This is a genomic window from Moorena sp. SIOASIH, assembly GCF_010671925.1.
GTDB lineage: Bacteria > Cyanobacteriota > Cyanobacteriia > Cyanobacteriales > Coleofasciculaceae > Moorena.
The window spans coordinates 833,125-853,086 of record NZ_JAAHIH010000005.1 but is presented as its reverse complement, the minus strand read 5'-3'; the positions used below and the strand labels follow the sequence as shown (position 1 = coordinate 853,086).

Below are 19,962 nucleotides of genomic sequence, written 5' to 3'. Positions count from 1 at the left end.
AACTAATGGTTGACCAGATTTGGATAGGACTGCTACAGGATACATTATTATCAACTTCCTCCCCATCACCTGATTACCCCATCATCAGGTGCGACCCGTGGCGAATTTAATTCGCCAAGGTCAAGCGCACCTAAGAGGTTTCAGACCTCAAATTAGATTGCTAGATCTCGAGTCAGCAGTTTTTGAGACTGTTTTCCTGGATGACCACGGGCTACAGGTGAAAATCCCATTACCCAATAGCTGCTTGTGGATGGTTCATTTTCCATTGTCCATTTTTTGGCAGCTTTCGCTGTTCATTCTCCTCACAAAGCACTCCACCCTTTAAGAATTTGGTGCAGTTCATCAAAACGGCAATTTTGACTGAATACGCTTTAACTCGAGACATGTTGAACAAATTGATTTAATTTTCCCTGGTGTCAAGGCAGAATTAACTACACGAGTTTTGAGACCGCATTTAGGACAGATGGGTTGGTGATTAATGATCACCCACATGCCCCACTTGAACTCAATTACCTTTTCAAGCTCAAGCTGTTTCAGTCCTTGGACAAGTCGCTCTTCTGAATACCGGCACTTCCTGTTCAATTCATCTTGAGTCAGTTTCCCATAGTCAGATGTACAGAGTAGATGAATGATTTTACCACAGGTTTCTTGTAAGTTACTTAATTGTTCTTGGGGAGCTACAGGCTTCTCGGGTTTGGTGTAGCGGGGAGGGCACAGTGGGTAGCTCGAGAAATTCACTCGATTCTGTGTAGTGACTTTCTGTGTAGTGACTTTCTGTGTAGTGACTTTCTGCTTCCAACGGACTAACGTTGAAGAACCACCGTGGCCACTTGTCATGGGAATGTAGCACTTATCTGGCTTAATTTTGAGTTGCTGATTTTCCTGAGCAAGGGTATTGCTTTGCTTAGCGGTTACCCTTTTCTCCCAGTTCTGATGCTTTAACATATGGTGTAGATGTGATGTAGATGTTCAACCCTTTTCACAACTATCCTAGTTTTGTTAAAAATATTGGACAACAGTGATTATACGTAAGATACTCTTTTGCCCAGGGGGGAGTTGCCACTGAGTTTTCACCGAGAAGATTAGCGATGGTCCATTCATGTTTGGGCAGGATGGTGGTATGGACGCGCTTCGCTTCCCGTTATGCGATCGCATTGTTGCCAGCTAGGGTCAATTTCTACTCGGTGCTTTTGAATAAAATAAGCTGACGGCTGATAGCTGACGGCTGTTCGCATAGCGTGCTCGTAGCGCATATGCTTACCCCACACTTACCGGATCCGGAAGTGTTAGATTATTTCACCAGAACAGAGTGGTAAAAAAATTGGACACAGCTAAAGACACTTCCTTAAAACACAGCAAAATTCACCAAAGGCTAAGTCAATTGATTAAGGTACTGGCTCAAAAATTGGGTAGTGTCCGGGAACTTGCTAGGCAAGTCAATGTCACTAACAACACCTTGACAAATTGGATGAATTGTGATAACACTCCTAGCTTAGAGAAGCTAGAGAGGCTGGCTAAAGGTATTGGTTGGACAACGGAAGAGTTGATCAGCTTCTTGGTAAGTGAGGAAAACCCGATCGAAGCGATTGAACGGAACCAGAAATCGAGTTCCTCTACTTTGAAACCACCTATTTCCATGGAGCAAATTTTGACAGAGCTTCAGTGGCGACCAGTAGAGCAATTAGTTGAGATTAATTTAGCGATCGCTAAACGGTTGCAAATGGAATTCAGTGGTTCGACGGATACCACCGGCCTAGAGGAGGTGTTAAATCAGTCTCCTAAATTTGAGGAACTCAAGGGAGTGAAATTTATTTCACTGAGCTTAAAGGCCAGGCGACGATTAAAGAATTGGGTGACAATCTGCCAAAGTTATGTAGGCTTGAGTCCAGAGGAATTCATCCAAGTTGCTGTCCAGAAGCACAAAATTGACCCAGAGACGTTTGGGCTATTTTATAAGAGCATCATGGAACTATCTAGTACTCCGTTTCCCCAGAGTTACTATGAGTGGCTTTTCCCGTTAATTTCTCCAGTGAGTGGTTGGATTGGGTCAGCACAAGAAACTCCTATTCTAGATTTTTCGAGAACTTACACAGAAACTTACACAGAACCTTGGAGTCATTTTATTGAGAATTTAGAAGACAGTGGTAATGGAGTGACTACCAAGTCTAGTTCGGTCTTGTGTTAACCAGGTTTGTGTTAACCAGGTTTTGTTAACGGTTGACAATTGACGGTTGACTGTCAACGGTGAAGATAAAGAAACTTTCTACAAACAAACTGTTGCGTTAATGGTGCAGTTTAGATCAAAAGTTTAGATTGAAATAGCAATCCGTGTAGGAATTGTGATAATTTTTTTTTCCCTGTTCCCTGCTCCCTGCTCCCTGCTCCCTATTCCCTTTGCTAAAGTTTAAATCAAATCGCAAACTACCCGAAAACCAAAGGAGATATATGTAACATCCGGACTATTGAAATTGCGATAATCACTATGGCAGTAGCCGGAACTGTTGAGCCAAGACCCTCCTCGCAGTAACCGATCCCGATCCTCATTATTGCTTAGCCACGCACTGCCATCCGATGGAGGACCCTGGTGATTTTCATGCCAATGGTCAGCACACCATTCCCAGACATTGCCATGCATATCGTATAGCCCAAAGGCGTTAGCTACTTTAAAACTCCCCACCGTCGTAGTTTTCTCTCGAAAGATACCTTTTGGCTGTGAACCATCAGTGTCAGTCTGATGACCATCGTAGTTAGCCAAATTGGTGGTAATTGCTTGACCAAAGTGAAATTTTGTGGTACTCCCAGCACGACAGGCATATTCCCATTCCACTTCATTGGGTAGCCGATAGGTGCGTCCGGTTTTTTGAGATACTCTGGCACAAAATTCTACAGCGTCATACCAACATATCTGCTCCACAGGCAGATGATCTCCTTTGAAGTGGGATGGGTCAGAATCCAATTCACGACTGACTTTGGGTAAGGAAGCAACCACTTTCCACTGTGCCTGAGTTACACTAAACTTGCCCATATACAAGGGCTTTACAGTGACCAAGTGTTTAGAAACTGGTGAACCCATAGTGAAGGTACCGCCAGGGATAGACACCATTTGCAGCATTACCCCGTTACCTAAGTTTTCTTTAAAAAACTTGGCTTGATGACGATTGCGGTTGGTTATCTGACCTTGGGGATTCACTTTGACCACATCAAATTCAAAGTTCTGTAGGGATACATTGGTGACCTTCGCTTTTTGCTCTTGATTACTGGGGGATAGTGGCTTATCCTTTTCTACCTCCTGAGTAAAATTGAGGGTCAACTGGTTAGGGGTGAGGGTGTGGGAGGGTGAGTCCGAGAGTTGATCAATGACTGTTGCTAATACTAGTCCGACACTACCAAAACCAGCGGCTTTGAGTAATTTCCGTTTAGTCAATACCCTCGTTAACCTTGTATTGCTTAAACCTATGGAAGACCCCTTGAAGCGAGTGGATAGTATTTTTGATAGGACTTGGCGTCGTGAGGGTGGTGGATTTATTACCTGCTCAAGCTTGGCCAAGTGCTGCAAAATCTCCCCAGTATTCCGAGGACGCTGACTGACTAAGGGAGCCATCAGTTGGTCAATAAATTCTCTGAGTTGAGGCGAGACCTGAGGGGCATAGCGGTGCCACAGTAATTCACTGGTATCAGGATTGTACAGAAGGGGATCCATCGGTTCCTTACCAGTGAGCAGATAAACAAAGGTGCGCCCCAAGGCAAAGAAGTCAGATTGTGGCATGGCATAGCCTTGCTCTTGTTCTGGTGGTGCGTAACCTGGAGTATGAATCTGGGTGTTTTTACCGCCAGCAATGATGGTGTTGGTGACTTGCCGCACAGCCCCAAAGTCAATGAGCACTAGTTGTCCATCCTTCCTGAGAATGACATTGGATGGTTTAATATCGCGATGGAAAAAGTGCTTCTGATGGACTACATGGAGAATTTTTACCAGTTGGGATAGCCATTCTAAGGCTAAGGTTTCGTCAATGGGGTGATTCTTGTGTTGGTGCTGATACTCCTCTAAATCTAAGCCTTCAATGTATTCGAGAACCATGCAGTTTAAGCTGATCTCGTTGTTTCTGCAGGAGAAGATAAACGTTCCTTCTGATTTGGGAATTCCTGGATGATTCAGCTGACTCAAAACCCATGCTTCTTGCTCAAACAGCTCAACTGCTCTAGATTGATAGTCAGTCAAGACTTTGAGAACTTTGAGAGTGTTGTGATCACTTTTTTGATCACTGTTGTGATCAACTACCTCATAGGTCTTACCGAAAGCACCTTTGTCACTGAGCAAGCCAATCACGCGATAGCGTTCTGCCAAGAGTAATTCCGAACCACAGGCTTGGCAGAATCTGGTATCTTCTGTATTGTAAGGTTTAGAACAGTCGGGATTAATGCACCAATTCATGGTTCCCTAGGGACGAGCTACTGATAAAAGGTAAGCATTCAGCTATCAGCGTGTCGCGTATCAGCTAATGCGCTACGCGCACGCTAAGCGAACAGCTAAAGGCTTGTGGCCAAGCTACGGGAACAGTTTATGCCCATAGCGTACCCTACTAATGGTGCTTTTGAATAGAATAAGCACCATTAGTAGCTTGAGCCTTGGCCTATGGCCACGCTATGCAAATGGCTGACGGCTGACGGCTGACGGCTGAATGCTTACGATAAAAGCTACTGATACAAGCTACTTAAGCGATCGCAAAACCTCAAAAATCTTCCAGGGACAGGAGCGCGATGGCACTTTACTTTAGTTTTGGGTTGCCAGTCCTGCTTCATACCAAAACAACAGAGGTTTTCAACAGAGGTTTTGATTGGTTTTGCCACCACCAAACTAATCTACAGGTTGTTAATAATAGCCTAAGGATTTAGTAGTCTATTGATAGGCTTCAAGCCAAGGTAGTTTTAACCCATTGGCTGTAGTATAACCACAGACTCCACGGGGTTTTCACCCGTGGGGATGTCAATCTAATTATTAGCTTAGTCTAGTAGGTATTGTTTGTCATGCCAACTTGGCATTTGTTTTTGAACACTCAGGGGAGGTAAAAAGTCCTAGGTTTTAGGGAGTAGGGAGTAGGGAGTAGGGAGTAGGGAATAAAAAAGAGGGAACTTTGGAATTGGTAAAAATTCCTGTGTACCTCATTACTATAGCGTTTGTATCTGGGTTGTAAACATACTCGCGCTTGGCAAGAGGCAATAGGCATGCTAGCAAGAGGGGTTCCTGACTGGGTGACAAACAGCCTTAAAAACTTTACGGGGTGTGGGGTGTGGGGTGATGGGTGTTGGGGAAGATCAGGAGCTGGCTACGTTGCAACGGGACGGTTAAATCAGGTTTCGGACCGATTGTTATCCCTGGGTTCACTTCAAATTCCCTTCTATTCTCCCCACCCCACACCCCACACCCCATACCCTGTCTAATTTAACGCCTTGTTGTCACCCCCTCAGTATTTAGAGAATAGTGACATACTCCCACACTGAATCGTTCGCGTAGCGTGGCCTTTGGCCAAGATTACACTGTGGGCTTCTTACCAACTCCAGCCATCGCTATCGGCTTTCGCCGACGCTGCGCGAACGGATACACGGTAAGCTTTATTAACGACACGGGATGCCCCTCCGCGCCGGAACAATACCATAAGTTCTATTTTTTAGGAACGTAGGTGGCTGACAAACCAGCATTTAAGGCCTTTGGCCACGCTTCGCGAACGGCTTTGTTTATCAGTACATATATTATAGCAATTTTATAATACCCTGTTCAAAATTCATCCCACACCTAATGCTACGCATTAGGTGTGGGATGAATTTTGCCGGACAGCTAAAGTTGAGGGTGAACGGTTTATTTCTTTAGTTTTATTGATAGCCATAGCTTACACTTCTGCAACTATTCATGGTCAGAATATTAAACGTCAAGGAATACAAAACTATGTGGCTCGTGTCAAAGAACCTGGTCGAATAGAGCTCAGACATAGCGGTGCGACCCTAGGCCGGGTTCCCCGGCCTAGGAGGCGCGCACCGTCCAGTTTTTACGTTGGTTTATATGGTCAAACCTGGATTAATTTCAAGGATGTTTGTATAGAACTAGAACCGAATTAATGAGACGTGGGTCCTAATAAGCGATGCAGCGCGGTCTTGGGGAGGCAGTGCGGTCTTGGGGGTCTCCCCCATGAGCAACTGCCGTGGTTTCCCCCACTCGCTATTGCATCAAGACACGAAAGTATTATCAACGAGGTCTAAGGGCTAGATTGCTTATAGAGTCTGCGTTTTAGCTTATTTCGTCGCCCCCCCCAGAATTTACATAAACGTATTCCACCTGTTGACAATTTTGCGCCTGACGGTTTTCTTAAGATGTTAAATTCACTTCAGCGGATGTCTCACAAAAAGCAGGAGGTAATACAACAACAGCTTTCTTTTTAGCTTAAAAATGAAGAGAACAATCACCAGCAGTAACACCACCTAATAATCATTGGTGACAAGTGAAGGTTCTGGAGCATTTGTCTTGGAGGTTGCAACAAAAAGTTACGAGGTAGTATTTCTGTTAAGATAGCACTGGGGGTCGCATGGTTGACTGACAAAACTTCCAGAATGCTTGTCCGATGCGGGCTAAGCGCGTTTATAGCCATCAGACCGTGAAAAGCTTATAAGCGCGGTAGTTGTGGTCGCGAGTTCACCCGCTCGATTCACCTGTTAAACAACAGATACCGAATAGGCTTTTTCCTTAGAGCCGAAAAAGTTTATAGAGAAAGGGATTTGGGGCTTTATTCCCAACTTTTGTCAGTCAACCAGGGTCAAAACGTTTTGATGATTGCTTCAAAACCAAACACTAAAAAAAGTAATTTAAACATTATTTTTGGGTATCATTAGGGATAATGGAATAGTAGCATTAACAACCCATTTATAAAATTCCAATATATTTGGAGGAATAATTATATGAAAGTTGAGGTTGCACAAGATCTGTACCCTTCTAGGGGAGACAAGAGTGGATTTATTAAAAGAAAAGAGCCAATCATTTATGGTACTCTTGAACAATTTAAAAATGCTCAACTTGATAACAAAGAAGTTACTTTTTATAAAAAAAATGGGTACTTGATTATTAAAAATTTGTTATCTTTTCATGAATTAAATAATTTAAAAAATGAAGCTAAAAAACTAAAAAAAAATTACTTAGAAGAATCTGAAAATCCAGAACTTATTAGAGAGATAGACTCTAAAATCGTAAGGTCTGTATTTAATATTCATAAAACTAATGAAATATTTAAAAAACTCTGTTACAGTCGGAAGATTTTAAATATTGCAGAAGCATTGCTAGGAAGCCCAACGTATATTCATCAATCAAGAATGAATTGTAAAGATAGATTTGATGGTAAAGGGTTTTATTGGCATTCAGATTTTGAGACTTGGCATAGTGAAGATGGTATGCCTAACATGAGAGCTGTAAGCTGTTCTATTTTGCTTACTGATAATAATGAGTTTAATGGTCCATTACTACTAGTACCAGGCTCTCATAAATACTTTATTCAATGTCCGGGTAAAACTCCAGAAGCTCATTATAAACACTCTTTAAAGAAACAGGAATATGGCGTACCTACAAAAGACTCAATCACCAAAATAATCAAGAAACATGGTATAACTTCGTTTAAAGCCAAAGCAGGTTCGGTAATATTTTTTGATTGTAATATAATTCATGGTTCATCTGACAATTTATCACCATTTCCTAGATATAATCTTTTCTTTGTTTACAATAGTATATACAATAAATTGATATCTCCCTATGCTGGCACAAAACCAAGACCAGAATTTATTGCATCAAGAGAGCATTAATTTATTATAGATAAATCAAATATAATTTATCTATAAATTATCATCTATCAAAAAGTCTCTGTTGGAGTTGATTATTTTATTAGCTTTACTCACTATTTATTATTTCATAAAAACCTTCTTTATTATGTACCTCTTCTCCAGTCAAAGGAGGATTAAATACACATATCATACGCATGGTTTCTGTTGCTCTTAAATAATGTCTTTCGTGCTTGTTCAAAAAATACAAAGTACCATCTGAAATAGGATGTATTTCACCTGTTTCTATGTCTTCTATTTCTCCATTTCCAGCTACACAATAAACAGCTTCGAGATGATGTTTATACCAAATATAAGTTTCTGTTCCAGCATGAATTAAAGTATCATGTAGAGAAAAGCCAACTTGGTCATCTTTTAATAAAAAACGACGACTTGTCCAGTTGCCATTTGGTGCTTTAACTTCCCGCTTTGTTCCAAGAATTTCTTTTAAGCGACGTACAATCATATAGTATTTCCTATTTACATATACTAATTATTACATATTGTATCCCACATTCCGCAGGTTTGTCACACCAGTAGATAATATTTTTGGCAGGGAGCACCAAGAAACTGAAGAATCCTGTGATGCTCATGAGTTAAGTTGACAATTTGCTCGACTCCGCCTAGGATAACTAAATGAATCGACTGAAAGCACTGAAATACCCACCGCATTGTCGGGGTAGCCGTCGGCTTACCCAATTGGTTGTTAATAGTTTGCTTAGTCCGGGCGAGAGCTTGGCGTAAGGCTCTTTGGGCGAGAGTGTAAACCAATAAACACAGACGGTCATCAAAGAGAAGCAGTGGTTTAATCCCCTCTCCGACGAAGATGTTCAGTGGCAATGCCATTCAAAGAATTTTTCAAATAGGTATAGTGGAGCGCTGACTAAGCCCTTACCATTGATAATCATGGCTTTTACCGCTACTTATGCACTGAGCTTCTCTTGGGAGTGGGTTCCCAACTCCTGGTTAATTTGTTCCACTAGCCCGATCTGGTCAATGATGCCTGCCACTATGCCACAGTGGTCAAGATCTTGTACTCTAATTGAAGATGCTATTGGTTTCATCCTTCGAAAATACCATCGTTATCCTCTCTAACCTGCGGAATGTGGGTTGTATGACTAATTTTCAGCAAAAACTTCTCTTACCGCTTCTGATAATTTATTTAATCCTATATTTAACACCTCTTCTTCAATAATCAGTGGCGGTAAAAATTTAACTACTTGACTGTTGCTACCACAAGTTTCCACTAATATTTTTTTTTCAAATGCTCTGGTGGAAACTTGTTTTGCAAAACCTTCTTTCGGCATTTCTAGTCCCCAAATCATACCTCTACCTCTAGCTTGCATTTGTAATTCTGGCAATTCATCAGCAAGTTTTTGTAATGATTTTTGAATAATCTTAGATTTATATTCAACAGCCTTGCTTAAATCATCGTTTTCCCAATAACAAAGTAACTCCGTTGCAGCAACAAAAGCCAAATTATTACCTCTAAATGTACCTGTATGTTTTCCAGGAAGCCATTGATCAAGTTCTGGACGAATCAATAGTAGTGCCATTGGTAGCCCACCTCCAATAGATTTAGATAAACAAATCATATCTGGCAGAATTCCAATTTTTTCAAAACTAAAAAAGGTACCTGTTCGTCCATTACCGACTTGTATATCGTCAATAATAAATAATATATTCAACTCACGACATAATGCCTGAAGTTTTTTTAACCAAGTTTCACTAGCAATATTAATACCGCCTTCTCCCTGTATAGTTTCCACAATTATTGCGGCGGGTATCTCAATACCACTACCGGGATCTATTAATAGTTTTCGCAAATAGTTAATCGTGTCAACGTCTTTGCCGAAATAGCCATCAAAAGGGACATGATCTACATTTATCCTGAGACTATAAGCTTTATCATGATAAAACTGATTGCCTGTTATAGCAAGTGATCCCATCGTTAAACCATGATACCCATTGGTAAAAGCAATGATATTAGAACGCTTCTTGACCATACGAGCCAGTTTCAAGGCTGCTTCAACTGCATTAGTACCAGTTGGTCCAGTAAATTGCAGTTTATATTCAAGATTTCTGGGTACAAGAATAGTATCTGAAAACTTTTGCAGAAAATTACTTTTGGCAACAGTTGCTTTGTCTAGTGAGTGTACAATACGATTGTTTTGCAGATATTCTATCCAAGCTTTTATCACTTTTGGATTATTATGTCCATAATTCAAAACCCCTGCTCCGGCAAAAAAATCAATATATTCATTTCCCTGTTCATCATAAATTACTGCACCTTCAGCAATATCAAAAACAGCAGGAAAAGAACGAATATAACTTCTAACATTTGACTCTAAAGACTCTATAATATTCATAATTTATAAATTATTTTTTATTTAATTTAATTTAATTTAAGATAAGATAAGAGGAAAAATTTTATATAAAATCTCAGCATCGTGTGATTCTGTATCAAAATGAGAAACATCAAGAAATGAATTGGTTTGGCAATTAGCTTTATTTTCCTCGGCAAAACCCATAAAAAGATTTTGTGATAATTTATTTGCCGGTGAAATGGTTGTTTCTAAACTTTGAATATCACTAAAATTTGGTTGTTTGGTTAGCCATTTTAACATATTCGTGGCAACTTTTCTGCCTCTGGCTTTTTCGGCAACGGCTACCTGCCATATAAACAGGCATTTCGAATTTTCGGGCTTTAAATAACCAGAGATGAAACCGATTATTTTCTGCTCAGATTCTGCAACAACACAAGTATTTTTAAAGTCACTACAAATAAGATAATAATAGTATTGGGAGTTAACATCTAAAGGTGGGCTTTTTTTTATTAGATGATAAACCTCAAGTCCATCTTCTAACCTTGGATGTCTGTAAGTTATAATAGAATCTGCTTTCATATTTAGTTGACTTCTTTTTTAGTTTTTGTTCTTGAACCAATCATCACAACACATGCATAATTGTTCAAAGCAAAGGGACATCGAGTTATGGGTACTCTATTTCATTTGAGCATTTTTTTTGAGTGAAATAGTAATCGACAAGCTATTATACCTGCATTTCATTATTTTTATTTGTTAATTTTTATTAATCGCTAATACAAGGAATTCCCACAAGACTCTGAAGGGGTGACGAAATAGCCTGAAACGCTTTAAATGTAAAGTGTTCACCATTTTGTAGTAAAAAAAAGATAGGTCGATTATTTGCAACAAAACCTACCAATTGAAAATGTTACCTGCATTTTACCAAAACCACTTAAAAAGTCAACTTAGTAAGTCAGAATACTTATTCCTTTTAATTCTGCTTAGTCTCGTACAGACAATTAAAAACGTAAATTTAGAAAAATTAGCAAATATTTTATCAATTCCCATAAAATTTGAAAGTCGTAGAAAAGCGATGCATCGCTAAATTTCGCTCTTTCCATTGAGTTCTGTCAATAATTAATAGCAGATATCCTTGATGAATAAGCTTTAGCTTTTTACATTGTCTTATTTGTTTTCGATTAGAGATACGAATCCGAAACTCTTGTTTAAGTATTTGCTTTATTATGGGAAACCACAAAAGTTTTGCCCTCAATTGAGGTAAATATAAAAAATTTTGTAAACTGCGTACTCGGCTCTGATATTTTATCGGTTGTGGAAATCGTTCAGCTAAGTCCGACAAGCGCACATTGAGGTGCGACCTGTGGCGAATTTAATTACGGGTCAAGCGCACCTTTAGATGATTTTGTAAAAGTAAAATTAACAATTGTAGTGTTAGATATTGGCCAGGAGTCAGATCAGTCTCCAACACCGTCTGGTAGAATTTAGGAAACATATTTGCTTTGGGGGAGGCTACAGAGACCTCCAGATTTTTTGGGCTTAGGGTTGGCTTAAAGCATTATTATCTCTAGTTTACAGCTCCCTTGTAACCCCTTGAGTATTTGGTTAAACTAAAATTAGTAGGCTTTCAGCTTTTTTTAGTATAATTATCTGATAAACACAGATGGGACAACAGTATAAAAAACTGGAGTTGAAAAAACTGGCATCCGGAAAGCACTCACTCTTACTCTAGATCCGGTAACCATTAGCCTAAAGGTGAAAGCCCATGGGGGAGCTTTGGTGCTTGCCTGGCACAAATTGCCGGAATTGGATAGAATCAGTGACGGAATTTGCGATCGCACAACTCCTCCAAGGGCTAAACTGTCTTAATCTTTAATCCTTTATTTTTTTATGCTACCTGGTCAAGAACCCCCAGAACTCCTGAAAAAACACCTATTTTTCCAAGGAAGACGATTTAGCTTTGAGGTGAATAATCTACGTCTTCCTAATCAATCAGAAGGGCAATGGGAATGTATCCGTCACCCTGGTGGTTCCTTGGCGGTACCGGTAACACCCGATGGCAAACTGGTACTAGTACGGCAATATCGGTTTGCTGTTAGTGGGCGTCTTTTGGAATTCCCTGCTGGTACGGTAGAATCCCATGAAAACCCAGCTGAAACTATTAAACGGGAGATAGAAGAAGAAACTGGCTATCGCGCTCATAGCTGGAAATCTTTGGGGAAATTTCCCCTTGCTCCTGGCTATTCTGATGAGTACATTTATGCGTTTCTGGCGCAGGATTTGGAGAAATTGGAAGCCCCTCCTAAGCAAGATGATGATGAGGATATAGAGGTGGTTTTAATGACACCAAAGGAGTTAGAACAAGCTATCTTGGAGGGTGAGCCAGTGGATGCTAAATCTATTTCCAGCTTTTTTATGGCTCGCCCGTTCTTGAATGAGTAACCTGATTCTCTTCTGGCATCGCCGTGATTTACGGATTTCTGACAATGTGGGACTAGCTGCTGCTTTTGAGCTCAGTCCTAAGCTTGCTGGTGTTTTCTGCCTTGACCCTATTATTCTAGAGCGGGATGATATTGCCCCAGCAAGAGTAACTTATATGATTGGCTGCTTAGAACAATTGCAGCAAAGTTACAGACAAGCTGGTAGTCAACTATTAATCTTACATCAAGACCCTAGGCAAGGAATTCCTAATTTAGCTGCTGCTCTGGAGGCTAAGGCTGTTTGTTGGAATTGGGATGTGGAACCTTATTCTAAGGAACGGGATCAAGCTGTAGCAGCAGGGTTGAAGGAAAAGGGTATTGCTGTCTATAACTATTGGGATCAGTTATTACATGCACCAGGAGACATTTTCACTAAGTCTGGCAATCCCTATAGTGTCTACACTCCTTTCTGGAAAAATTGGCAAGGTCAATCTAAGGCACAACCTGTAGCAACGTTGACTAGGGTTGAATCCCTGACGGAAATAGAACAAGAGAATGCCTTGGCAGCAGGGGTGATTGATTTACCTAGCGCTATAAATTTGGGGTATGTCTGGGAGAATGAATTGTTAGTGCCACCAGGGGAAAAGGTAGCCCAAGAGATTCTGGAGGAATTTTGCGATCGCACTATTGGGGATTATCAGGAACAACGTAATTTCCCAGGGGTGGATGGTACCTCGAAACTTAGTGCTGCTCTCAAGTTTGGTGTGATTGGGATTCGCACGGTTTGGCAGGCGGCTCAGAATGCTTATAACTTGAGTCGCAGTGATGAAGCTCGGCAAAGTATCCAAACCTGGAAACAGGAACTGGCTTGGCGGGAGTTTTACCAACATGCCATGTATTTCTTCCCAGAATTAGCACAAGGGCCTTATCGCCAGAAATTCCAAGATTTTCCCTGGGAGAATAATCCAGAATTCTTTCAAGCTTGGTGTGAGGGCAAGACTGGCTACCCGATCGTTGATGCGGCCATGAGGCAGTTAAATGAAACCGGATGGATGCATAACCGCTGTCGGATGATTGTTGCTAGTTTTCTGACTAAGGATTTGATTATTAATTGGCAGTGGGGCGAAAAGTATTTTATGCAGCGGTTATGGGATGGAGACCTGAGTGCCAATAATGGTGGTTGGCAATGGAGTGCCTCTAGTGGTATGGATCCTAAACCATTGCGAATTTTTAACCCAGCTAGTCAGGCTAAAAAGTTTGACCCGGACGGTGAGTATATTCGGGAATGGTTACCAGAGTTGAGTTCTGTGGATACCGAGTATGTGGTGACTGGGAAGATTCCTGAAAGCGATCGCGAAATGTGTGGGTATCCAGCACCAATTGTTGATCATAATCAGCAGCAGCGTCGGTTTAAGGAGTTGTATAAGGAATTGCCGTAAATTAACAGTGGGGTGGGCATCCTGCCTGGCTGAAAATGACACGGGCAAGATGCCCGTTCCACCAACATGCCCGTTCCACCAACGTGGGCATCCTGCCTGGCTGAAAATGACACGGGCAAGATGCCCGTTCCACCAACATGCCCGTTCCACCAACATGGCTGTCCCAACACTGGCGCTCGGGGTGGGCATCCTGGCTGGCTGAAAATGAAACGGGCAAGATGCCCGTTCCACCAACATCACTGTTTCAACACTGGCGCTCGGGGTTGAACATGAGGGCAAGGCGCGCCCCTAAGGCACCCTACGTACTCTCTTCTTAATCCATGGGCAGACTTATATCAAAAAAAAGAACAAACTTGGCATGAGGCATCAGAGGTTTCAGAGCCTGCAAATAGCTCTTGGCATCCGAACGGTTATGGAACCGAGCGAAAACTACTGGTTGCCTCCGTGGCAATAGCCGGATCATAACCCATGGGTATAGGCATGGACGATAAGACATAAAATTAAGTTATCTCCTTTCAGGGGGACCAAGAGCCAGCCTTTGGCCTAGGAAGATCGTTAGGCTGGCTTTTATCGTGGATTTTATGTCCACAATTTGATTTTAGCACAAAAAATATTTAATTATAGCATATTTTGAAAATTTTTGTAACAAATTCTTGAGGTAGTCGGGAGCTTCGACTTCCGACTCCCAATGCCCGACTCCCTAAAACCTTGCACCTCACCGATTGATAAAGTTGGTACCATACCATAAGACAGTAATCTTGACTAGACGGTGGCAGTAATTTACATAGGCGATCGCAATACCGGCAAGACAGCCTTAGCAATTGAGTTAACTAACTCTATATTTGACTATGTCCATATCCCCAACCAGAGTTACGACAACCTGAAGGCACTCTTCTTTGATGAAACAGAAGACAAATTTCGACCCACACCAGTTGATCCCACCAATGTCTATACCACTCGTTCTCTTCAAGTAGAAGTCAAGTTACCGGCTGGTCGGAAGACTATCTCTGTAGACTGGATCGATACTCCGGGGGAAGTCTGGCGCAAATCCTGGCAGCTGGATAATCCCCAAAAATGGCAGCAGGTATTGGCAGCAGTAAAGCAGAGCGAGGGGATTTTGCTAGTCTTGCCACCCTATCGGGAGATGCTATCACCCCAGGCTCCGGTAGACTTTTCAGAATTTCCTACTCAACAACAGTGGTGTAATAGATTTCAACGGTGGGTAGATTTTTTTCATGATGATTGCCCCAAGGTACGACATATTGTGATTTGCTTAAACAAAGCCGATCTATTTTGCGATTTAGACCAAGAAGCCTTTCAGCTTGCCTATCATCCACTGCGTTCTCGGAAAACCTGGTATCAACGTAATAGCTATGTTTTCCAGCGCTACTTTCGACCAGTGCAACGTCAATTAGTAGCCATGAGTCAACCTCCTACAGGGGTTCCTGTGCGTTGTTTTATTACCAGTATTTATAATCGTTCTCTGTTAGAACTACCCTGGATTTATTTAGCCAGCTTTCTTGCTAGTTAGGAGGTAAGCTATCAGCTATCAGCTATCAGCTATCAGCTATAGCGCAAGGCAAGAGGCAAAAGGCAAAAGGCAAAAGTTCACTAAAACGGCGTTTCAGCTTGTATCAATGTCCTAACCTTAATGGGTAGTACTATATCAGCTATCAGCTGATTCGCACGCTGAACAAACCCTTTAAAATAAAACACGTAAGCTTCGTTTAATCTGAATTACGTCTACTGACGGCTGACGGCTGACCGCTGACCGCTTACGTTAGGAGAGGAATTACAAGATGGGAAATATCTTTGTCATTGGTCCGCGAAAATCAGGTAAAACTACTTATTTAGCTGGTTTGGCTTATTGGTCCGAGCGAAAAATGGCTTTTAACCAGAAGATGTTTACCGTCCACCCCTTGAATGAAGATGCTAGGCATCTTGCTGAACAAGCTAGAAATATAATCTTGTCAGGAGCCTCCTTAGAAGGAACAAGACTTCCTTTAGGAGGAGTTAGTGATTTACCTGTCTACTCCTTTCAGATCGAAGTGAAGAGAAAGCTCCATAAGAACGAAACGATTAACCTAGTGGTTAAAGATGCTGCTGGAGAACTTTTTGACGAATTAGAATCAGGCTTTATATACCATAAACACGAAGATTTATTTCAAGAATTCTTAAGTAAGGATGTAGAGGGATGTTTAATTTTCATGACTGGTTGGCAAGGAAATAGTGATGAGTATTACGCTCAAAAATTGAGGGTTTTTACTAAAAAAATCGATTTCTATGAAAGAACCAAAGACTTACGGATAGCGGTGGCCATCACTAAATGTGAACGAGGGGAACTGTGGCCGGGCAGGCTTGATCCAGAAGTTGACTTGTTTGATGTGCATTTACCACAAACCAAATTATTGCTGCAATCGGAAATTGCACCAGAAAACTTGCGCTTTTTTGCTCTATCAACCTTTGGGGTTTTGGGTAGAAATGACCCTAGACCTAATCGTATCAATGAACCAGGATGGGATGGAGAAATGTCAGTGCTCAGAGACCCGGATAAATGGCAACCCTATAGTATATTTTCCCCTCTTTATTGGCTCAGTACAGGCAAAAGGATAAGCTAAAACGCATTTAAAATGGGTTTTAGCAATGGCAAAAGGCAAAAGGCAAAAGGCAAAAGGCAAAAGCCAGTAGGGTGCGTTAGGGGTTGGCTAACCAGGATTTTCGGCCTGTTCGCCCCTGATGGAAATAGCCCACCCCGTAACGCACCACTTTTTAATTAATTTCAAGACTATACATTTCAAATGGACAACAGCTTAGGAGTCAATGTTTAATAAGTGGTTAGAAAAAAACAAGTTAGGGAAAAAAATCCTGCCTAAACCAGCACAACTGAGTGCTAGTGTGCGGGTGATTGGGGACCGTAAATCTGGCAAAACTACCTACATGGCTGCCTTGGCTCGTTGGCCTGGAGATGACCCCTCCACCAGTCCAGTGCAGACAGTAACACCAATTAATGACAATGGGGAAGCACTAATCGCCAAAGCCAAGAACCTTTTAGAACAAGGGGAGCAGTTAGAAGGCACTCCCTTGGATGCTAATGTCGATGAAGTTAAAGATTATAGTATCGAGATAGTTCTCAAAGACCAGTTTTCCTGGCGGCGGCTGAAGACCAGCGTCGGTTCCTCTTTGATAAGGCTCAACATCAATTGTAAAGACTATTCTGGGGAGTTTTTCCAAGATGTGTTGAACCAATCAGGTACGCCCTTGCTTCGGGATTACCTAGAAGATGCCGTGCAAGCCAACGGCATTATGTTACTGCTTGATGGCCTAGCTCATCGCAAAGACAGAGAGTATGCCAATGGTGTGGATAAATTTTTGATCGCACTAGACCAAGCCGAAACAGGGGTGATAAACCGGCGCATTGCCCTAGTTCTGACTAAGTGCGAACAGCCTGAGTTATGGGTCAATCGCCATAAACCTACGTATATAGCAACCGCTCGCTTTCCTGAAGTTATGAAAAGATTGCAGGCTTGGGAGCAATCTGGACCTGGAAGCATTGATTGCTTCACCACCTCGGCTTTTGGCATGTTGGGGGAGCGCCATCCAGAACCAAACATGAGGCGTATTAGTCGAGACCGTGAGGGAATTCAGGCATCAATCCTGAAAGATTCCCAGGGTTGGAAACCCTTTGGCTTAGTAGCTCCGATCTACTGGCTTTGTACTGGCCAACGCCATAGAAAATTAGACCAGGAGTGAAACAATGGACTCTTTTAATGATAATTCTAATACTATTACTGTTGACATTCACGAATTTAGCACTGGTATCAAGGCTGAGATGACCCCAGATGGGGGCTGGATATCCAGAGGCTTCACTGGACGGTACATGAATGCCACCTTACCCCAGATTCCCTATACGGTCGAGCGCGCGATCGCTAATAAACGATTTGCTGTAGTTGAGGGTGCTAATAGTAACCAGCCAGCAGTAATTGGTCGAGTTGTGCCAGGAGAGCCAGATTGGTCAGTGGTGGCAGTGGTGAGTCGGGGTAGGGATGATGGGGGAAGACCCCTTTCAGTGTATCGTTATTTCCTCTGTCAGGGGGCAGATAGTCTCTGGAAAATCCTGATCTGGATGGAGAACTATGCCCAGCGAGTAGGCCATCTGCCTGTTTTTAATCCTTTTGAGACTATAGTAGATCCTTTAGAAGAAATTTCTATACCACCTGAAATCCCCTCAGAGAAACTTGAGCAGGAGTTGAGAAATGCATCTGTGCCCATAGTGCTCTCATGGGAGTATCAGTATAATTTCAGACTGATTAACAAAATAGCTGAAATAAAAGCTGGAGCTGAGCCGGTGTCCTGGGCTTACAATGCTGAAGCCTTAGAGAACCCTTGGAGCTTTGTTGTGATTCATCCAGCCAGTGAGCGTGCCTATGGAAGTTTTCTGCAACTGAAGGCGAATCGTCCCTTAGCTCTGATGCCAGCAACGGTAGACGAACAGGCACTCAAGTCAGCAATTAAAAGCTTGATCAACAGTTCTCAGGTGAAATCAGAAGCGGTTCTTGAGATAGCAGGGGCGTTAGGGAACCAGAAAATTACTTCAGACTACTGGCACAGGTTATTTGATGGTCAAGGAGCCCAACATGCTCTGAGCCAGAACTTATATACTCCTCAATTCGTAAGATTGATAACTCTCAGAGCCATGGTGATTCCAGAAACCCTACCAGAGTTTTTGGATTGGTTGAATATCAAGGGTGGTAGGCACAGACCTGACAACAATCAAGTCATATCCTTACAGTTTCAAGAGGCTATTGGTTCCCAACTCCCACCGGAGCAACTTGCTAGGGGCATCAAACTTATCCTGCCTAAGCTGCTGGCAAGACAAATCACTCCTGAAGCTGTTCATTGGTTACTGGCAGCTCGTCACAGTGCCTGGAAGCATTACCGCAAGCAGTTTATCAATGATGTTCAAGCTGATTTAGAAGTGATTAGTAGTTTTAATCGGCTTTCTAATCAATGGTCATATAATTCAGAGTCAAACTCTTTCCGTTGTGGAGATAAAATTTGGAATAAATTAATCAATTTTTGGCGATTAATTCGCCGCCGACATAGACACTCTGAACCTTATTACCAGCCTCTAGCTAAATTGTTTGAGTGGCTGAGAGAGTATTCTTTGTCTGCCTATTTTTATCAGGTTGGTTTTGGTGAAGTACCAAAAGAAATATTTAATAAAGCTTTTCCAAACTCACGTAAATCCGTTCAATACGCCTTTGGATTGCCTATCAAACAAAGGATGAATCGACAAGAACAAATAAGTAAGCAATATTCTGGAATTTTAAACTTTATCCGAGGAAATATAGAATTTGTTTGTATTATTATAGGATTATCCTTGCTTTCCCTAACTATTACTTATACATTGATGGTAATTATAACAACTCAATCTCCAAAGCCGACTCCCGAGCCGAACACTGGAATGACTGAAGAGCAGAAGAAGAGTGTAGCAGTAGAAAACTTTAAGACAACCAGTCAATCAATTCAGACTATTGTCCAAGAGCTGGTCAATGACAGTGAACTAAAACCTAAATTACTGCAAAATCACAAAAAATTCCCAAATAAACCAAAACAGCCCCATAAACCAGAGGATCAAGTCGCAATTGTAATCAAGGAAATTCTTGGAAATACAGATCTCCAGTATGCTGGTGTAATTAAAAATGAATCAGAAAATAGTAATCTCGAAAAAGACAAAGAAAAATGGGTGGAAGCTATTTACGCATATCAAAAAAATAAAAATCAAAAACTTAAGAAAGAACTTAAGGTTGATGGAATCATACATTATTTACCTGGACAATCTAAATCTACCTATGAACAATTAAAAAATGATACAAAACAACATATAATCAAAAAGCTGGATAATCAAACAAAAAAATGACATCATAA

The 19,962-nt window shown here is 41.6% G+C and carries 16 protein-coding genes and 3 pseudogenes; 9 read left to right on the top strand and 10 right to left on the bottom strand.

The features are described from left to right. Positions 1 to 342 precede the first annotated feature (342 nt). The gene (locus tag F6J90_RS30935; protein ID WP_293102636.1) at positions 343 to 945 is read right to left on the bottom strand and encodes a hypothetical protein; all 603 of its coding nucleotides are present in this window, start codon (positions 943 to 945) and stop codon (positions 343 to 345) included. Positions 946 to 1,097: 152 nt separating this feature from the next. Next, entirely contained in the window at positions 1,098 to 1,253 is a 156-nt protein-coding gene (locus tag F6J90_RS30930) for a hypothetical protein (protein ID WP_293102633.1), read from the bottom strand. Positions 1,254 to 1,309: 56 nt separating this feature from the next. On the opposite strand from F6J90_RS30930, the gene F6J90_RS30925 reads away from it, so the two are divergent. After that, entirely contained in the window at positions 1,310 to 2,185 is an 876-nt protein-coding gene (locus F6J90_RS30925; RefSeq protein WP_293102630.1) for a helix-turn-helix transcriptional regulator, read from the top strand. A 219-nt stretch (positions 2,186 to 2,404) separates the two neighbouring features. On the opposite strand, the gene F6J90_RS30920 is transcribed toward F6J90_RS30925, so the two are convergent. Both F6J90_RS30920 and F6J90_RS30915 read right to left on the bottom strand, forming a co-directional pair. Further along, complete coding sequence (locus tag F6J90_RS30920) at positions 2,405 to 4,432, bottom strand: bifunctional serine/threonine-protein kinase/formylglycine-generating enzyme family protein (RefSeq protein WP_293102627.1); 2,028 nt, start codon at positions 4,430 to 4,432, stop codon at positions 2,405 to 2,407. Positions 4,433 to 5,080: 648 nt separating this feature from the next. Beyond that, positions 5,081 to 5,233 carry a hypothetical protein gene (locus F6J90_RS30915; protein ID WP_293102624.1) on the bottom strand — a complete coding sequence of 51 codons (153 nt, stop codon included), beginning with the start codon at positions 5,231 to 5,233 and terminating at the stop codon, positions 5,081 to 5,083. Between the two features lie 617 nt (positions 5,234 to 5,850). Here F6J90_RS30915 and F6J90_RS30910 point away from each other — a divergent pair. After that, a pseudogene (locus tag F6J90_RS30910) lies at positions 5,851 to 6,111 on the top strand (hypothetical protein); the annotation flags it as partial. 834 nt (positions 6,112 to 6,945) lie between these two features. Further along, positions 6,946 to 7,836: an ectoine hydroxylase gene (gene thpD, locus F6J90_RS30905; RefSeq protein ID WP_293102622.1), complete on the top strand. Its 891-nt coding sequence runs from the start codon at positions 6,946 to 6,948 to the stop codon at positions 7,834 to 7,836. A gap of 85 nt (positions 7,837 to 7,921) precedes the next feature. On the opposite strand, the gene F6J90_RS30900 is transcribed toward thpD, so the two are convergent. The 5 genes and pseudogenes from F6J90_RS30900 to ectA all read right to left on the bottom strand — a co-directional run bounded on the left by F6J90_RS30900 (position 7,922) and on the right by ectA (position 10,757). Further along, positions 7,922 to 8,317: an ectoine synthase gene (locus F6J90_RS30900; protein WP_293102619.1), complete on the bottom strand. Its 396-nt coding sequence runs from the start codon at positions 8,315 to 8,317 to the stop codon at positions 7,922 to 7,924. A gap of 62 nt (positions 8,318 to 8,379) precedes the next feature. Next, a pseudogene (locus tag F6J90_RS30895) lies at positions 8,380 to 8,631 on the bottom strand (IS1634 family transposase); the annotation flags it as partial. Between the two features lie 50 nt (positions 8,632 to 8,681). Continuing rightward, positions 8,682 to 8,915: pseudogene (locus F6J90_RS30890) on the bottom strand (DUF4277 domain-containing protein). A gap of 54 nt (positions 8,916 to 8,969) precedes the next feature. Next, positions 8,970 to 10,220 carry a diaminobutyrate--2-oxoglutarate transaminase gene (gene ectB, locus F6J90_RS30885; protein ID WP_293102616.1) on the bottom strand — a complete coding sequence of 417 codons (1,251 nt, stop codon included), beginning with the start codon at positions 10,218 to 10,220 and terminating at the stop codon, positions 8,970 to 8,972. Positions 10,221 to 10,256: 36 nt separating this feature from the next. Next, positions 10,257 to 10,757: a diaminobutyrate acetyltransferase gene (gene ectA / locus F6J90_RS30880; RefSeq protein ID WP_293102613.1), complete on the bottom strand. Its 501-nt coding sequence runs from the start codon at positions 10,755 to 10,757 to the stop codon at positions 10,257 to 10,259. A gap of 1,308 nt (positions 10,758 to 12,065) precedes the next feature. On the opposite strand from ectA, the gene F6J90_RS30875 reads away from it, so the two are divergent. Both F6J90_RS30875 and F6J90_RS30870 read left to right on the top strand, forming a co-directional pair. Further along, positions 12,066 to 12,617, top strand: coding sequence for an NUDIX hydrolase (locus F6J90_RS30875; protein ID WP_293102609.1), 552 nt, complete (start codon positions 12,066 to 12,068; stop codon positions 12,615 to 12,617). Further along, positions 12,610 to 14,034: an FAD-binding domain-containing protein gene (locus F6J90_RS30870; protein ID WP_293102606.1), complete on the top strand. Its 1,425-nt coding sequence runs from the start codon at positions 12,610 to 12,612 to the stop codon at positions 14,032 to 14,034. Before F6J90_RS30875 ends, F6J90_RS30870 begins: the two co-directional genes overlap by 8 nt. Before the next feature lies 1 nt (position 14,035). Here the strand turns inward: F6J90_RS30870 and F6J90_RS30865 are convergent, their stop codons facing one another. After that, the gene (locus F6J90_RS30865) at positions 14,036 to 14,251 is read right to left on the bottom strand and encodes a hypothetical protein (RefSeq protein ID WP_293102604.1); all 216 of its coding nucleotides are present in this window, start codon (positions 14,249 to 14,251) and stop codon (positions 14,036 to 14,038) included. Between the two features lie 552 nt (positions 14,252 to 14,803). Here F6J90_RS30865 and F6J90_RS30855 point away from each other — a divergent pair. The 4 genes from F6J90_RS30855 to F6J90_RS30840 all read left to right on the top strand — a co-directional run bounded on the left by F6J90_RS30855 (position 14,804) and on the right by F6J90_RS30840 (position 19,954). Further along, on the top strand, positions 14,804 to 15,565 hold the full coding sequence (locus F6J90_RS30855; protein WP_293102598.1) for a hypothetical protein: 762 nt from the start codon (positions 14,804 to 14,806) through the stop codon (positions 15,563 to 15,565). A gap of 268 nt (positions 15,566 to 15,833) precedes the next feature. Then, positions 15,834 to 16,652: a hypothetical protein gene (locus tag F6J90_RS30850; protein WP_293102595.1), complete on the top strand. Its 819-nt coding sequence runs from the start codon at positions 15,834 to 15,836 to the stop codon at positions 16,650 to 16,652. A 202-nt stretch (positions 16,653 to 16,854) separates the two neighbouring features. Further along, a complete protein-coding gene (locus F6J90_RS30845; protein ID WP_293102593.1) occupies positions 16,855 to 17,784 on the top strand; it encodes a hypothetical protein in 930 nt (309 codons plus the stop codon). A gap of 4 nt (positions 17,785 to 17,788) precedes the next feature. Next, entirely contained in the window at positions 17,789 to 19,954 is a 2,166-nt protein-coding gene (locus F6J90_RS30840) for a hypothetical protein (protein WP_293102590.1), read from the top strand. The last annotated feature ends 8 nt before the right edge of the window (positions 19,955 to 19,962 follow it).

Coding starts and splice junctions, on each gene's coding strand:
- F6J90_RS30935 (WP_293102636.1), bottom strand. CDS start 945: ATGTTAAAGCATCAGAACTGGGAGAAAAGGGTAACCGCTAAGCAAAGC.
- F6J90_RS30875 (WP_293102609.1), top strand. CDS start 12,066: ATGCTACCTGGTCAAGAACCCCCAGAACTCCTGAAAAAACACCTATTT.
- F6J90_RS30930 (WP_293102633.1), bottom strand. CDS start 1,253: ATGCGCTACGAGCACGCTATGCGAACAGCCGTCAGCTATCAGCCGTCA.
- ectB (WP_293102616.1), bottom strand. CDS start 10,220: ATGAATATTATAGAGTCTTTAGAGTCAAATGTTAGAAGTTATATTCGT.
- F6J90_RS30840 (WP_293102590.1), top strand. CDS start 17,789: ATGGACTCTTTTAATGATAATTCTAATACTATTACTGTTGACATTCAC.
- F6J90_RS30845 (WP_293102593.1), top strand. CDS start 16,855: ATGTTTAATAAGTGGTTAGAAAAAAACAAGTTAGGGAAAAAAATCCTG.
- thpD (WP_293102622.1), top strand. CDS start 6,946: ATGAAAGTTGAGGTTGCACAAGATCTGTACCCTTCTAGGGGAGACAAG.
- F6J90_RS30920 (WP_293102627.1), bottom strand. CDS start 4,432: ATGAATTGGTGCATTAATCCCGACTGTTCTAAACCTTACAATACAGAA.
- F6J90_RS30850 (WP_293102595.1), top strand. CDS start 15,834: ATGGGAAATATCTTTGTCATTGGTCCGCGAAAATCAGGTAAAACTACT.
- ectA (WP_293102613.1), bottom strand. CDS start 10,757: ATGAAAGCAGATTCTATTATAACTTACAGACATCCAAGGTTAGAAGAT.
- F6J90_RS30870 (WP_293102606.1), top strand. CDS start 12,610: ATGAGTAACCTGATTCTCTTCTGGCATCGCCGTGATTTACGGATTTCT.
- F6J90_RS30900 (WP_293102619.1), bottom strand. CDS start 8,317: ATGATTGTACGTCGCTTAAAAGAAATTCTTGGAACAAAGCGGGAAGTT.